This is a genomic window from Levilactobacillus sp. HBUAS70063, from assembly GCF_038374745.1.
Taxonomy (GTDB): Bacteria; Bacillota; Bacilli; order Lactobacillales; family Lactobacillaceae; genus Levilactobacillus.
Genome location: NZ_JBANSM010000006.1, coordinates 1 through 14,917, shown reverse-complemented (window position 1 = coordinate 14,917; position 14,917 = coordinate 1). Strand labels below are relative to the sequence as shown.

At 51.1% G+C, this 14,917-nt stretch carries 11 protein-coding genes; 9 read left to right on the top strand and 2 right to left on the bottom strand.

Annotated elements, in window-relative coordinates:
* Nucleotides 1-227 precede the first annotated feature (227 nt).
* Nucleotides 228-1,619 (top strand): asparagine--tRNA ligase, encoded by a 1,392-nt coding sequence (gene asnS, locus V8I28_RS09665; RefSeq protein WP_341779921.1) that lies wholly within the window; start codon nucleotides 228-230, stop codon nucleotides 1,617-1,619.
* A 401-nt stretch (nucleotides 1,620-2,020) separates the two neighbouring features.
* Here the strand turns inward: asnS and V8I28_RS09660 are convergent, their stop codons facing one another.
* Entirely contained in the window at nucleotides 2,021-3,124 is a 1,104-nt protein-coding gene (locus tag V8I28_RS09660) for a MucBP domain-containing protein (protein WP_341779920.1), read from the bottom strand.
* Between the two features lie 202 nt (nucleotides 3,125-3,326).
* On the bottom strand, nucleotides 3,327-5,555 hold the full coding sequence (locus V8I28_RS09655) for an ATP-dependent Clp protease ATP-binding subunit (RefSeq protein WP_341779919.1): 2,229 nt from the start codon (nucleotides 5,553-5,555) through the stop codon (nucleotides 3,327-3,329).
* 313 nt (nucleotides 5,556-5,868) lie between these two features.
* Between V8I28_RS09655 and V8I28_RS09650 the strand changes: the two genes are divergently transcribed.
* From V8I28_RS09650 to V8I28_RS09615, 8 genes are all read left to right on the top strand, one after another.
* Nucleotides 5,869-6,069, top strand: coding sequence for a hypothetical protein (locus V8I28_RS09650; RefSeq protein ID WP_341779918.1), 201 nt, complete (start codon nucleotides 5,869-5,871; stop codon nucleotides 6,067-6,069).
* Between the two features lie 168 nt (nucleotides 6,070-6,237).
* Nucleotides 6,238-6,504 (top strand): phosphocarrier protein HPr, encoded by a 267-nt coding sequence (locus V8I28_RS09645; RefSeq protein WP_168900605.1) that lies wholly within the window; start codon nucleotides 6,238-6,240, stop codon nucleotides 6,502-6,504.
* Entirely contained in the window at nucleotides 6,504-8,234 is a 1,731-nt protein-coding gene (gene ptsP, locus V8I28_RS09640) for a phosphoenolpyruvate--protein phosphotransferase (protein WP_341779917.1), read from the top strand. Before V8I28_RS09645 ends, ptsP begins: the two co-directional genes overlap by 1 nt.
* Nucleotides 8,235-8,587: 353 nt before the next feature.
* Entirely contained in the window at nucleotides 8,588-9,766 is a 1,179-nt protein-coding gene (locus V8I28_RS09635; RefSeq protein WP_341779916.1) for a glycosyltransferase family 4 protein, read from the top strand.
* Between the two features lie 12 nt (nucleotides 9,767-9,778).
* Nucleotides 9,779-10,801, top strand: coding sequence for a glycosyltransferase family 4 protein (locus tag V8I28_RS09630; protein WP_341779915.1), 1,023 nt, complete (start codon nucleotides 9,779-9,781; stop codon nucleotides 10,799-10,801).
* Nucleotides 10,802-10,806: 5 nt separating this feature from the next.
* Nucleotides 10,807-11,832 (top strand): lysylphosphatidylglycerol synthase transmembrane domain-containing protein, encoded by a 1,026-nt coding sequence (locus tag V8I28_RS09625; RefSeq protein WP_341779914.1) that lies wholly within the window; start codon nucleotides 10,807-10,809, stop codon nucleotides 11,830-11,832.
* Nucleotides 11,833-11,918: 86 nt separating this feature from the next.
* The gene (locus tag V8I28_RS09620; protein WP_341779913.1) at nucleotides 11,919-12,155 is read left to right on the top strand and encodes a YkuJ family protein; all 237 of its coding nucleotides are present in this window, start codon (nucleotides 11,919-11,921) and stop codon (nucleotides 12,153-12,155) included.
* A 143-nt stretch (nucleotides 12,156-12,298) separates the two neighbouring features.
* The gene (locus tag V8I28_RS09615) at nucleotides 12,299-14,362 is read left to right on the top strand and encodes an LTA synthase family protein (protein ID WP_341779912.1); all 2,064 of its coding nucleotides are present in this window, start codon (nucleotides 12,299-12,301) and stop codon (nucleotides 14,360-14,362) included.
* Nucleotides 14,363-14,917: the final 555 nt, after the last annotated feature.

Below are 14,917 nucleotides of genomic sequence, written 5' to 3'. Positions count from 1 at the left end.
GCTTAGTGACGCGTCCAATAGGGCGAACCCCGATTTCGTTGCAGGCTGAAATGCAAAGAGTAGGCCCCGCCGTGACCGACACGTTATCAACCGGAGCGTATGTTTGTACGCTAGTTTAAAGTTGGTTTTGAGTTAAAAACAATTTGGGTGGTACCGCGGAAAGATCTTTCGTCCCTAGTTTTAGGGATGATGGGTCTTTTTTTATGGTTCCGCAGAAGGAGAGTACGATGAAAGAAATTTTAGTAAAAGATTTATTTAGCGATCAACACTTTGCCGAAGACGAACAAGTCGTCTTACACGGCTGGGTGAAGACGGTGCGGGGTTCCAAGCGTGTTGGGTTTATCGAATTAAACGATGGCTCCTGCTTGAAGCACGCCCAGATCGTCATGAAGAGCGACCTGGAGAACTATGCGGAAATGACGAAGTTACCGTTGAGTTCCACGATTAAGGTCGTGGGGACGGTCGTTTACACGCCGGATGCCAAGCAGCCTTTCGAAATTCATGCGGATGAAGTCGTTCTGGAAGGGGCTTCCGACAACGATTACCCATTACAAAAGAAGAAGCACTCCTACGAATACCTGCGGACGTTGGCCCACTTACGGCCTCGGACGAACACGTTTTACGCGGTCTTCCGGATTCGGTCACTGACGGCCTTCGCTATTCACCAATATCTACAGGAACACGGCTTTACCTACGTGAACACGCCGATCATCACCAGTAGCGATAGCGAAGGGGCCGGGGAAATGTTCCGGGTAACCACGCTGGACATGAACAACCTGCCCAAGACTGACGATGGCAAGGTGGACGATAGCCAGGACTTCTTCAAGAAGGAAACCAACTTGACGGTCAGTGGTCAGCTGCCCGTCGAAGCCTTTGCCTTAGCCCTGCGGAACGTCTACACGTTTGGCCCCACTTTCCGGGCTGAAAACTCCCACACGGCGCGGCACGCTTCAGAATTCTGGATGATTGAACCAGAAATGGCCTTTGCCGACCTGCAGGACGTGATTGACGAGTCCGAAGGCTTGCTGAAGTACGTGGTCAACTACCTGTTGGCCCACGCCAAGGATGAACTGGAATTCCTGAACGGCGCGGTCGACGATGACCTGTTGAACCGACTTCACCAGACGACGAGTGAGAAATTCGCTCAGATTACCTACACGAAGGCAATCGAACTCTTGAAGGAAGCCCCCGTTAAGTTCGACGTTCCCGTTTACTGGGGGCTGGACTTACAGGCCGAACACGAACGGTACCTGTGCGAACAGATCTACAAGCGGCCAACCTTCCTGACGGACTACCCACGCGAAATCAAGGCCTTCTACATGCGGGACAACGACGATGGCAAGACGGTTGCCGCCGCCGACCTGCTGGTGCCACGGATTGGGGAACTGATCGGTGGAAGTCAACGTGAGGAACGTCAAGCCGAAATGGCCAAGAAGATCAAGGACAACCACTTACCACAAGAAGAGTATCAATGGTACCTCGACCTGCGGAAGTACGGGGAAACCAAGCACTCCGGTTACGGTATCGGGTTCGAGCGGTTGCTGATGTACGTCACGGGGATGGAAAATATCCGCGACGTGATCCCTTACCCACGGACGCCAGGCAACGCCGAATTCTAAGACAATCTGTTTTACCTGCGACTGCCAGGGATTCCGCCTGCTGAGGGGCCGGTAAAAGCCTGAGAAGCGGTCTTTTACCTCGATTGGAAGCCGCAAACCACGTCTTCCAATCGTCCGGTGAAGTAAGCTGGCTAAAAACGCCAGCCAACTTCACTCTCACGGCTGGCTCCATCCCTGGCCGCCTCCGGTAACGATTGTCGGTCGATCTTCTCGTTCGGGTTGCCGTAGAAGTGGCCGGGTGACATCGGCGAGGGTGTTTCCAGTTAGGTGAACAGTCAAAACGGTGTTGCCGGAGTGCGCCATGCATCATGCGCCATCAAGACGCCTAAGAACGATAGCGAAATCAAAAGAAGCCTCCCAAACAATCTCAACGGATTGTTTGGGAGGCTTTTCGAGTTCCTTTATAGCGTTTCAGTGGGGACCAGGCGGGCGTAACGGGCGTTGATGTAGGCGGTTGGGCCAATCTGATACCAGGTTAGGTGCTGGTCGTCCACGATTCGACCGCGGATATCCAGCGTTTCGCCGTGGGCCAATTGCCCAGCCGTTTCGCCGTACGGTTCAGTGTAGATGGAGACCGCCGCTCCTGGGACGTAATCCACGGTGCCCAGTCTAGCGTAGGGCTCGGGATGCCACAGCCGCTTTTGCGGGAGGGCCGGTTGCGCCAAGCGGTGGTCGCGTCGGCGGGTTTCTTCGGCACTCAGCCATTGATTGCCCCCAAGATTGTACCAGACGGACCCGTCCGTCAGCGTGATAATCATGAAGAGGCGCCAAAGCGAATCCGCCGGGAATTGGTAGCCGTAGTCGCGGCCCTTAGGTTCATCGTAAACGGCGTGATCCGCCTGAAGAAAGACGTACTGGTGAACGCGTTGGACGGTCTCCCAACTATCCCGACGATAGAAGTAGACCACGCGTTTGGCTTGGCTGGTAAAGGTTCCACGCTGGGGGCCTTGCGCCTGAAAGATGTGGTAGCCGGGGACCGTGGGCGGCGTGAGGGTGTACGTTAACCCTAATTTGCCACGATGGATTTGCGGCAATTCGAGTAGGCGACCGGAATCGAAGTCTACCAGGTAGCCGACGATTGGCTTCCCCAGTAGTCGCCGGTAAATCACCGTCGTTAGGCCGTATTCACTGATAAAGTCCTGTGTAAAGCCGTGAATCCGCGAGAGTGCATACCCCGGGATATCTGGAAAACGGTAATTTACGGGGGTGTTGAGCGGCCCCGTGATGACCAACGCCGGTTGAAGGGCGCGGTCGTGTTCATCGACTAGGCGAACGACCAACGTTGCGGTGGGTGCCGGCGCGGCTGCTTGTGGCGTCGGGGGTAAGGTAATGATCGGTGTGGTCAGGACCACCGGCGGTTCGACGGATTGACTGGGTTTTACTGGTTCAATTGGCGGTTGAACCGGCGGGACGGCCGGATGGCGACGTGAGACGACCGGCTGCGAAACGGCTTCGCGCCGGGGCTTAGGTTCAATCAAACGCCGTAACCAGTCAAAAAATGCCATACCATTCACCTCCAGAAGTTTCCTTTAAAATCTAGTATACCATTTTTACCCGTCACGCCAACATGTGAACGCTATCAGTTTTGTCTTTCGACAATGGTTGCGGGGCGTTGTTGACAGTCTTGGTAGCCGTGAGTGGGTCAAATGGGGACAAACTAAAAGGGTGCGCAACCGCTGTGGCTGAGCACCCTGGAAAAATCAGAAATTAAGCTTTAGTTGTATCGGTCGTCGATGCGGTGGCTTCATTGTCAGCAGCCAACGTAATCTTACCGTCTTCAATCTTGGCAACGAGATTGAAGACGTCCCCGTGGTCCAGGTAGAAGTCGGCAATCCGGTCTTCAATCTCTTCTTGGATGACCCGGCGAAGTGGCCGTGCCCCCATGGTTGGATTGTAGCCCTTTTGGACCAATTGTTCTTCAACAGGTTCGGTGACGTGGATGTGGAGACCTTGACCGGCCAGCATCTGGTTAACATCATCGATCATTAAATCAACGATGTGCATCAGATTATCCTTGCTCAATGAATTGAATTCAATGATGTCATCGAAACGGTTGAGAAATTCCGGCTTGAAGTAGTTGGTTAGGTTACCCAGAACGGAGTGGGTGGTTCCTTCGGCAGCGGCTCCGAAACCAACATTGGCTTCGGCATCGCCGGTCCCGGCGTTACTGGTCATGATGATCAGCGTGTCCTTGAAGGAAACCGTCCGCCCTTGCGAATCGGTCAACCGGCCATCGTCAAGAATTTGTAAGAACATGTTCATGACGTCAGGGTGGGCCTTTTCGATTTCATCCAACAGAATCAACGTGTATGGATGACGCCGAACTTGCTCGGTGAGTTGACCAGCTTCTTCATAGCCAACATAGCCAGGCGGTGACCCGATCAGCTTAGAAATGGAATGTGGCTCCATGTACTCGGACATGTCGAAACGAACCATGGCGTCCGTGGACCCGAACATTTCATTGGCTAATTGCTTGGCCAATTCCGTCTTCCCCACACCGGTTGGTCCGACGAAGAGGAAGGAGCCGATTGGCCGACCAGTGCCGTTTAACCCAATCCGGTTCCGGCGAATGGCGCGGGCAACCTTATCGACCGCTTCGTTCTGGCCGATGACGTGCTTTTCAAGGTCGGCACCCAAGCTCTTGAGCTGGTGTTGTTCCTTGGCCTGTAATTCACCGACCGGAATGTTGGTCTTTTCTTCAACGATGTCTTGCATGTCCTTAACCGTGACTTCGGCGGAAGCATTTTGGTCGGCGTCCTTGGCATTTTCCTTGGACTTCTCCAGCTTCGTGACTTGATCACGGTAGTAGGCGGCCTTTTCGTAGTCTTCCTGCTTCAGGGCAGCCTGCTTCTGATCCTCGGCCGACTTGATCTTTTCATCAATGGCCTTCGGATCGGCGACATTAATGGTTAAGTTCTTGCGTGAACCGGCTTCATCCAACAGGTCGATGGCCTTGTCGGGTAAGAAGCGGTCTTGAATGTACCGATCGGATAACCGAACGGCCGCATCAATCGCATCGTCCGTGTAGTGGACGTGGTGGTAGTCCTCGTATTTCTTTTGGATACCCTTTAAAATCTTAACGGCTTCGTCAGCACTCGGTTCATTGACCGTGACCGGTTGGAACCGCCGTGCTAAGGCTTGGTCTTTTTCAATGTCACGGTACTCACTCAGAGTCGTGGCCCCGATTAATTGAAAATCACCACGGGCGAGGGCTGGCTTTAAGACGTTGCCAGCGTCCATCCCGCCTTCGGCATTCCCGGCACCCATGATTTCATGGATTTCATCAATAAAGAGGATGATGTCGGGGTTAGCCTGAACCTCTTTCATTAACTGTTGCATGCGTTGCTCGAACTGGCCACGGATACCCGTACCCTGGACCAGTGAGACCACATCTAGACGAATAATCTGCTTGTTGGCGAGCTTTTGAGGAACGTTGCCTTCGACAATGCGTTCCGCAAGGCCCTCAACAACCGCCGTCTTCCCGACACCGGCTTCCCCAATTAAAACGGGGTTGTTCTTCGTCCGCCGGTTCAAGATTTCAATGACTTGAGCGGTTTCCTTATCCCGGCCGATCACGGGATCGACCTTGCCATCCTTGGCCATCTGGGTCAGATTCAGACCATATTGGCTGAGTAAGCCGTTGCCTGAACCGCCCTGATTGCCGGAAGGTTGGGTTGGACGCCCTTGACCAGACGCTTGTCGGAAATTAGCTTGGCTGTTGTCGCCGCCTTGCATTGCCCGGAAAATATCATCCAGGTTATTAAAGCCGAATGGATCTTGTGCCATACGGCCACCTCCATTTCCAGAATCGTTTGATTGCTGTTGCTTCAGCAGCTGGTAACAATTTTGGCATAGGTCAACTTGTTGCCGCTGCCCATTTACACTCATGTAAAGGTGAATCGTTGCTTCATTGCGGTGGCAATTTTGACATAGCATCTTGTCGTCTCCTTTCTTGCCTGGAGTTCTCGTAGGAAATTCCCACGCGGTCGACGAAAAGCCTTTGACCTTTCTTGACCATTGACCACATTATACCGCGTTCAGCTGACCGTGCAAGTATTTTGTTTGCACGAAAGATGCGCGGTGTGGCGGGCGATTTCCAGCGAACGACTACATTTTAGCACTCTCGGCCATAGAATGCTAAAATGACTATCTCAAATTGGTCAAAAAGTTAAAAAAGTTTTGACCGCTACGGATTTTGACCGTAAGATAGGGAAGAACGTTTTGTTTAGAATTAGGAAGGGGGCACGCTATGGATCGCGACTTTACGGATTTAATGAATCAATTAAAGGATAAAAAAATCGACCAGTTTGAAGTTACGCCGGAAGACTTTCCCGCTTTTCAAAAGGCGTTTATGGCATTTGAGACGCGCAAACGGGTGGTTGGCCAGGCCGAAAAGAACGGTAAAATCATCTATCACTACGATCATGACGCCGGAAATAGCGGTGAATAATGATTTTTTGATGAAAGCGGTTCATGTATAACTTGTAATTTCTCGCTTAGATTGATATTCTTAATAGGTAGGCGTGACTCGTTGAATGGTTGTTTGATCAATGCGCAAGGTCAAGGCGAGTGACGTTCGGTAAGTAGTCAACCTAAGCTTAAAGGAGATCGATCAATTATGGAAAAACGCGAATTTCATGTTACAGCAGAAACAGGTATTCATGCACGTCCAGCGACTTTATTAGTTCAATCAGCAAGCAAGTTCAATTCTGAAGTTAGCTTGCAATACCAAGACAAGTCCGTTAACTTGAAGTCTATCATGGGTGTAATGTCCTTAGGTGTTGGCCAAAACGCCGACATCACGATTACGACTGATGGTGACGATGAAGCTGACGCTATGACTGCCATTGCTGAAACGATGACTAAAGAGGGTTTATCTGACTAATGAAGGCGATGCTCAGGGGGATTGCTGCCAGTGATGGGGTGGCTTGTGGTCGGGTCTACCGACTAGATGAGCCAGACCTGCACGTTTCTCAGCAGACAATCACTGATCTTGATTACGAATTAAATCGTTTCCATCAGGCCCTTGCAGCAACCGTCTCGGAGATCGAGACGATAAAAACTCGTGTAAATAAAAACCTGGGTGCTGACCGTGCCCAGGTTTTTATTGCGCAAATGGCGATGTTAAAGGACCAGGATTTGGTGGGAAACATTGAACAGCGGATTCGCGACCAGCACGTCAACGCCGAATTTGCCGTGGCATTGGTCTCGACGACCGTGCGAGACGAGCTGGCGGAGTTGGCGGACAACCCCTATCTACAGGATCGGCTGACTAATTGGCAACAGGTGGCCAAACGACTGACAGCCCACTTACTCGGCGTCACGCTACCCGATTTGGCGTTGGTTAAGACGCCGGTGATTGTGGTCACCCATGACTTGATTGCCAGCGAGGCGGTGGCCACTAATCCCCAGCAGGTCTTAGGCTTTGTGACCGATGCCGGTGGGCGGACCTCGCATTCATCGATTCTGGCGCGGTCCCTGAATATCCCTGCGGTGGTCGGTACGCAAGCGGCCACCCACGAGCTGACTAATGGTGACCTCATCATCGTCAACGGAACGCAGGGGAACGTGATGGTCGGTCCGACCGCCGATGAGATTGCCGTGGCGCGGCGGACCATGGCCCAGCGGGTAAAGAACCAGCAACGGTTGGAAAAGCTCACGCATTACGAGACGGTGTCGAAGGACGGCGTGGGCGTCACGCTGGCTGCCAATATGGGGGCCGTTACCGATTTACCACGAGTTACCGCCAGTGGCGCCGAGGGGGTCGGTTTGTTGCGAACCGAATTTCTTTACCTGGACGCGCAGCACTTACCGACCGAAGATGAGCAATTTGCCATCTATCGGCAGGTGCTGACCGAACTTAGCCCCCGGCCAGTGGTCATTCGCACGCTTGACGTGGGTGGCGACAAGGATTTACCGTATCGGCCCATGCAAAACGAGGCTAATCCCTTCATGGGAGCCCGGGCCATTCGGCAAAGTCTGGCGCATCAACAGGTCTTTCGCAGTCAGCTGCGGGCGTTGATTCGGGCCTCGGCGTTTGGCGACCTGAAGATTATGTTTCCGATGATTGCCACGCTGGATGAATTGCGGCAGGCCAAGGCCATCTATGACGACGAGCGCTCGAAGCTCACGGCTAAACGTGTGCCGATGGGCAAGATTGCCGTGGGGATGATGGTTGAGGTTCCGGCGGCGGCTTTGCTGGCGGACCGGTTTGCCAACGAGGTGGACTTCATGAGCATTGGGACCAATGACCTGATTGGGTATACCCTGGCGGCCGACCGGACCAATCAGAATGTGGCCTATCTCTATCAGCCGTATCATCCTGCAATCCTGCGGCTCATCAAGCACGTCATCACGGCCGGCCACGCCGCGGGGATTCCCGTGGCCATGTGTGGCGAGATGGCGGGCGATCCGATTGCACTGCCGTTGCTGTTGGGCATGGGCTTAGACGAATTCTCCATGGCCCCCGGGTCCATTCTCAAGACGCGTCAGCTGATTAGTCAGCTGGATGCGCACGAGTTGACCTCATTAGCGGAGACCACGGTTAACTCGGCCAGCACCAGCCAAGAAGTGGTGACGATGGTCCAAGCGGCCGTACCGGATGTTTTGAAATGAAAATTAAGCGTTCGTGAAGAGTTTGGGCGTCTGGCCCAAGCTCTTTTTGCTTGGTAGCGATTGGGGGATGCGGACTGTGGTGGCTGGCTTCCGAGCGAGGTGGAAGCCCGTCTCTTAGGCTGGAACCGGCCCCCACAGCAGACGGAACCCTTGGCAGCCGCAGGCGTAGCACAAGAGTTACCGTAAAAATCAGCGGGGGAACGAGTAACCGGCGTGAATGGGCAAATGATGAGATTTTCTTGCGATAGCGGCTGACGTTTGCAATCCCCTAGTCAAACCCATATAATTGTGATGATTGTACAAAGCGAAGCTCCAAAACTTTTAGCCAAACACAGACGCAAGGGGGATTGGCGATGAACATTGGCTTATTTACGGATACCTATTTCCCTCAAGTGAGTGGGGTTGCAACTTCGATTAAGACGTTGCGTGATCAATTGGAAAAACAGGGGCATCAGGTCTACATCTTTACGACCACCGATCCGAACGTGGAACGCAACGTTTATGAGCGGAATGTCTTCCGTTTTTCGAGTATTCCGTTCGTTTCGTTTACGGAGCGGCGGATTGCCGTTCGGGGATTATTTCAGGCCTATCAGATTGCAAAGGAATTGAACCTAGATATTGTGCACACCCAGACTGAGTTCTCGATGGGGTGGATTGGAAAATTTGTGGCGCGGAACTTGGAAATCCCCTGCCTACATACCTACCACACGATGTACGAGGATTATCTCCATTACGTGGCCAACGGGAAGATTTTGAAGCCCGTGCACGTTAAACAGGGGACGTTGGCCTTTTGCTATCACCTGACGGGGGTCGTGGCACCGAGTGATCGGGTGCTGACGACGCTCACCGACTATGGGGTGAAAGCACCTATTCGGGTGATTCCGACCGGGGTCAACCTGCATCAATACGAACAGCCAGATACGGCTAACCTTCGGCGGGAGTTGGGGTACCGGCCGGATACGCCGGTGATTCTGTCACTGAGCCGGTTGGCCTACGAGAAAAATATCAAGGAAAGTATTGCCGCGATGCCGCGAATCTTAGCGGCCGTCCCCAACGCCCAGCTACTAATCGTGGGGGATGGACCGGCCAAAGAAGACTTGGAGCAACAGGTCCGAGACGCTCAGCTCACGGATCACGTGACCTTCACCGGGCAAGTCAACAACAATGATGTCTTTCGCTATTACCACATGGCGAATGTCTTCCTGTCGTCGTCCGATTCCGAGTCGCAGGGGTTGACCTACATCGAGGCCATGGCGGCCGGTACCAAGATTGTGGTCATGACCAGTCCGTATACGGATGAGTTGCTGTCTAGCCGAACCTTAGGGGTGACGTTTAAGACGGCCGACGAGATGATTGCCAACGTCATCGATTACCTGCAGCACGGGGATGAAGAGCAGGACCCGGATTTATTGGCCCGTAAATTGGCCGAAATCTCCGCGGATACCTTTGGCCAGCGGGTCATCTCGTTTTATCAGGATGCCCAGGCCAGCTATGAGGCCACGCACGAGGATACCCCGGACTTTAGTGATTAGAGGAGCAATTGAATGCTAAAAATTAACATGTTCTCCAAGGCCGATTCCGTTAAGGGACAGGGCGTGGGGAGTGCTTACAATGAACTGATGAATCTACTGGCAACGCGGTTAAAGGCCGACTTTCAGGTCACGGTTAACCGGTACGGGCGGGTCGATGTGACCCACTACCATACGATTAATCCGACCTATTATCTGTCGACTTTTTTACCGGGACGGGGCCGGAAGATTGGTTACGTTCATTTTTTGCCGGAAACGTTGGAGGGGAGTCTGAAGATTCCGCAACCGTTCCGGTCTATCTTTTATAAATACGTCATTGCCTTTTATCGCCGGATGGACCACATTGTGGTGGTTAATCCGACCTTTATTCCTAAGCTGGTGGGCTATGGCATTCCGGCAGAACGCGTGACGTATATTCCCAACTTCGTCAGTCGCAAGGAATTCTATCCCGTCGATCACGACCAGAAATTGGCGTTGCGCCGACAGTACGGGTACGATCAGCAGCGGTTTACGGTGCTTGGCATTGGCCAGATCCAGGAACGCAAGGGGCTGTTTGACTTCATCAAGTTGGCGCGCAATAACCCGCAGATTCAATTTATCTGGGCGGGTGGCTTTTCCTTTGGTCGCATGACGGATGGCTACGCGGCCCTAAAGAAGGTCGTCGATGATCCGCCGGCTAACCTGAGTTTTCCGGGCATCGTGCCGCGTGAAAAACTCGTGGATTACTACAACTTGGCCGATCTCTTTCTCCTGCCATCGTTTAACGAGCTCTTTCCCATGTCGGTGCTAGAGGCCTTTAGTACGGGGACTCCGGTTCTTTTGCGGGATTTAGACCTTTACCAGGCGATTATTGCTGGGGACTATCAACCGGCCGCGGACTACGATGAGATGAACGCACAGTTACACAGCTTGCCGAATGATCCGGCGGCCTTGGAACACTGGCACCAACAGAGTCTGGCCGCCGCCGACCGTTACTCCGAGGAACATTTAACGGAGATTTGGCGGAAGTTCTATACGCAGCAAGCAAAAGAGGGGTAAGTTGAATGTCACGACGAAATAAATGGGTACTAGCTTTAATGTTACTCTTGGGGATTGCCATTTTCGCTTATTCACTCCGTGACATTAAATTCTCCGTTTTGGTGAACGACTTTGTTCACATTAATTTCTGGTGGTTTGGGGTCGCCGTTTTATGTATGCTTTTGTACCTGGGATTGGAGGCGTGGATCGTCAAGGTCTTCATCTCCGATCGAATCGAAGGGTTTACGTTTAAAGACGCCGTACGGATTCCGTTGGTGGAACAACTATTTAACGGGATTACACCGTTTTCTTCCGGTGGTCAACCCGCACAACTATTTGCGCTGATGCAGACGGGGATCGATGCGGGAAAGGCCAGCTCGGTGCTGCTCATGAAGTTTGTGGTCTATCAGTCGATGATCGTCATTAACTTCATCATCGCCTTGGTGATTGGCTTCCAGCAGATTCAAGACAAGTTGCATGCGTTGTCCTGGCTGGTGATCTTTGGGTTTACGATTCACCTGGCCGTTATCGTGGGACTGCTGATGATTATGTTCTGGTATTCCTTTACCAAGAAGATGGTGGGCGTTATCTTGTATCCCTTCCATTGGTTCATGAAGGCCGAACGGTTCCACCGTATCGAGGATAACTTGAATAGTAAAATTGATTCGTTCTACGCGGAGAGTGTCCGCATCAGTGGTAAGGGAAAGCTGATGCTCCGCGTCTTCGTGATTACCTTTTTCCAGCTGATGTTCTATTACCTGATTCCATACTTCATTATGCTGTCGCTGGGGTATACCACGGCCAACATTGTCATGGTGACCAGTTTCCACATCCTCATTGTGATGGTGATTTCTTTGTTTCCAATCCCAGGGGGCTCTGGGGGCGCCGAGTACAGCTTTGAAATGATCTTTCGGAGTTATATCACGTCTAATAGTAAATTAGTTTTAGCCATGATTTTGTGGCGCCTGTTGACCTATTACTTTGGGATGCTGGCGGGCTTAGTGGCGATGGTGATTCGCCCAGACAAGGTGACGGAAGACTCGGATTTGTGAAATCCTTGAGTTTTTCTGTATTAGGGCGTGTCATCTAGCGCTAAGTTTGGTAAAATCATAAGGGAAAGCTAGAAAGGGGACCAACCATGGAAGAATCTCAACTGATTGGTATCATCAACCGCCTCAAGGCGATGCAAGAGGATGCCACCGACGAGCCACAACCCCGTCGTTTCGAAAAAGAAGGCGTGGAGCAGGCAACCGTTGTCTTTAACCAAGCCGCGCACACCTATACTTTAACTGAACACAATCCGGAAACAACTTTTGAATTTGATAACATCGACTTAGTTGCTATCGAACTGTTTGATTTATTGACGGATAACTAAGACAAAACTATGGGTGGCCATAGTTTTGTTTTTTTATAATGATGAAAGATTGAATTTTTTCCAAAGGTTCTGTAATCGGATTGATTACCTCGCAATATCCGCTATACTTGAGAGATGTTAATTATTATGTGGAGGCAGTCGTAATGGCGAACTTTTTTAAGCGAAAGACGAACTGGTTAAACACCCGCATGGGCTTTTTCCTGTTAATCGTCGTTTTATTTTGGGTAAAAACTTACATTGCCTATCAAACCGAGTTTACTTTAGGTGCTAAGGGGAGTGTCCAACAGTTTTTACTGCTGATTAACCCACTACCGGCCGCCCTGTTGGTGTTCGGGATCGCGCTGTATTTTCGAGGGCGATTAGCTTACTGGCTAATGTTGATTATCGATGTGTTGGAATCGACCTGGATCTTTGCCAACGTGGTATATTACCGAGAATTCTCGGACTTTCTGTCCTTTGGGATCATGAAGGGGTCGAGTTCCGTCGGCAATAACCTGGGGAAGAGTCTGGCCCAGATTACCCATCTCTATGATTTCTTCGTTTACGTTGATATTATTGTGTTAATTATCTTACTGGCCACGCACGTCATCAAGATTGACGCCCGGCCATTCAAGCGACGGTACGCATTTTCCCTGACCGTCCTGTCGTTTGCCCTGATGTTTGCCGAATTTGGGATGGCGAGTGCCGACCGGTCCGGCCTGTTGACGCGGACGTTTGACAATAACTATATCGTGAAGTACCTGGGACTCAACGAGTACGCGGCCTTCAACGCCTACCAGACGCAAAAGGAAAGTGCGACGCGGGCGAGTGCCAATGCATCGGATATGAAGAGTGTCCTGAAATACCTGAAGCAAAATCGGGTGAGCCCGAATGTGTCGTACTACGGCAAGGAGAAGGGGAAGAACGTCTTTATCATCCACCTGGAGAGTTTCCAGCAATTCTTGATTGACTATAAGGTGGACGGTAAAGAGGTTACCCCTACGCTCAATAAGTTCTACCATAACCAAAACACCCTGTCATTTGATAACTTCTACAACCAAGTGGCCCAGGGGAAGACGTCCGATGCCGAAATGATGCTGGAAAACTCGCTGTTTGGGTTGCCCCAGGGGTCGGCGATGACCACCTATGGGACGCAGAACACGTTCCAGGCGGCACCGGCAATCCTGAGTCAGGAGGCGGGCTACACCACGGCGGCCTTCCATGGGGATGTCCCGAGTTTCTGGAACAGAGATAACACCTATAAGTCATGGGGCTACCAGTATTTCTTTAGCTCCAGCTACTATACGGAGAAACCGGGGTATAGTGTCGGCTATGGCCTGAAGGATAAGATCTTCTTTAAGCAGTCGGCCAAGTACATCGAACAGCTACCGCAGCCGTTCTATGCCAAGCTGATTACGCTGACAAACCATTACCCGTACGAACTCGACAAGAAGAATACGGACTTCCCAGCTACCAAGACGGGGGATAAGACGGTTGATCCGTACGTTCAGACGGCCCACTACCTGGATCAGTCCTTTGCTGAATTCTTAGCCTACCTGAAGAAGGTCGGTCTGTACAAGAATAGTGTGATTGTGGCCTATGGGGATCACTATGGGATCTCGAATAACCACCGGCCGGCAATTGCCCAGTTACTGGGTAAGAGCAAGGTCACGAGCTATGACTTGGCCCAGTTCCAGAAGGTCCCGTTCATGATTCATGCCAATGGACTCAAGGGTGGCATCAACCATACCTATGGTGGTGAAATCGACGTTCTACCAACGCTGCTAGACCTGTTAGGCGTAAAGAACACGGATACGGTCCAGTTTGGGCAAGACCTGCTGGCTAAGAACCGTAATCAGACGGTGGCCTTTCGTGATGGGAACTTTGTCTCGCCGAAGTATACGAAGATTGGTAGCACCGTCTACGATACGAAGACGGGGAAAGTGCTGACCTTAACGGCGGCTCAGAAGAAGGCGGTCGCTAAGCTACAGAACCACGTGACGACCGAGCTGTCGCTATCCGATCGGGTGATCTACGGTGATTTGCTCCGGTTCTATACACCGAAGAACTTTAAGAAGGTCGATAAGACGTCCTTTACCTATAAGTTGAAACCAGCGATGGAACGTTTAGCCGATGCGGAAAAGTCTGAGAAGACGAGCGTTTTGGCTAAGAACGATGGGAAGAGTACCGTATCCGACTATAAGACGGATGCACCAGAATTGAAATAAGTTGTGAAAAGTCGTTATTGCCGCGGGGTGATAACGGCTTTTTTAGTGGGTTTAAGCGAGGCGATCTGTTGTCGGTGATCGGGTTTGGCGCAGAAATGGGTATTTTTACATTCGGCTAAACACTGATTTGACGGTGTTTCGTGGAAGTGGCGCAACAAATTTCAGTAAATATTCATTTTCCTCTTGACCATAGTCCCAGATATTGGTAAACTATTTTCTGTTGTCATTTACAGGACAAACATTGTAACAGCAACGAAAGATTGCAAATTAATTAATTTAAAAAAAGGCTTGACGGTCTGATTGATAATTGATATAGTAGTAATCGTTGTTGAGAATATTTATTCAACTGAGCTTCCAAAATTCAATATTTATTCAAAATATATTGAAAAAATCAGTTGACAGTAAATTGACAGCATGATATACTTTAAAAGTTGTCACGGAGCAAACACTTCATTAGATAACTTGGTAGACCTTTGAAAACTGAACATTGTTTCGACAAACCAAATATGTGTAGGGCGGTTTGAATTTATTCAAACCCAAACAATATTTGCGAAG

What these genes read in the sequence shown, in the direction of transcription:
- asnS (WP_341779921.1), top strand. Translation starts at nt 228, where the DNA reads ATGAAAGAAATTTTAGTAAAAGATTTATTTAGCGATCAACACTTTGCC.
- V8I28_RS09660 (WP_341779920.1), bottom strand. Translation starts at nt 3,124, where the DNA reads ATGGCATTTTTTGACTGGTTACGGCGTTTGATTGAACCTAAGCCCCGG.
- V8I28_RS09655 (WP_341779919.1), bottom strand. Translation starts at nt 5,555, where the DNA reads ATGCTATGTCAAAATTGCCACCGCAATGAAGCAACGATTCACCTTTAC.
- V8I28_RS09650 (WP_341779918.1), top strand. Translation starts at nt 5,869, where the DNA reads ATGGATCGCGACTTTACGGATTTAATGAATCAATTAAAGGATAAAAAA.
- V8I28_RS09645 (WP_168900605.1), top strand. Translation starts at nt 6,238, where the DNA reads ATGGAAAAACGCGAATTTCATGTTACAGCAGAAACAGGTATTCATGCA.
- ptsP (WP_341779917.1), top strand. Translation starts at nt 6,504, where the DNA reads ATGAAGGCGATGCTCAGGGGGATTGCTGCCAGTGATGGGGTGGCTTGT.
- V8I28_RS09635 (WP_341779916.1), top strand. Translation starts at nt 8,588, where the DNA reads ATGAACATTGGCTTATTTACGGATACCTATTTCCCTCAAGTGAGTGGG.
- V8I28_RS09630 (WP_341779915.1), top strand. Translation starts at nt 9,779, where the DNA reads ATGCTAAAAATTAACATGTTCTCCAAGGCCGATTCCGTTAAGGGACAG.
- V8I28_RS09625 (WP_341779914.1), top strand. Translation starts at nt 10,807, where the DNA reads ATGTCACGACGAAATAAATGGGTACTAGCTTTAATGTTACTCTTGGGG.
- V8I28_RS09620 (WP_341779913.1), top strand. Translation starts at nt 11,919, where the DNA reads ATGGAAGAATCTCAACTGATTGGTATCATCAACCGCCTCAAGGCGATG.
- V8I28_RS09615 (WP_341779912.1), top strand. Translation starts at nt 12,299, where the DNA reads ATGGCGAACTTTTTTAAGCGAAAGACGAACTGGTTAAACACCCGCATG.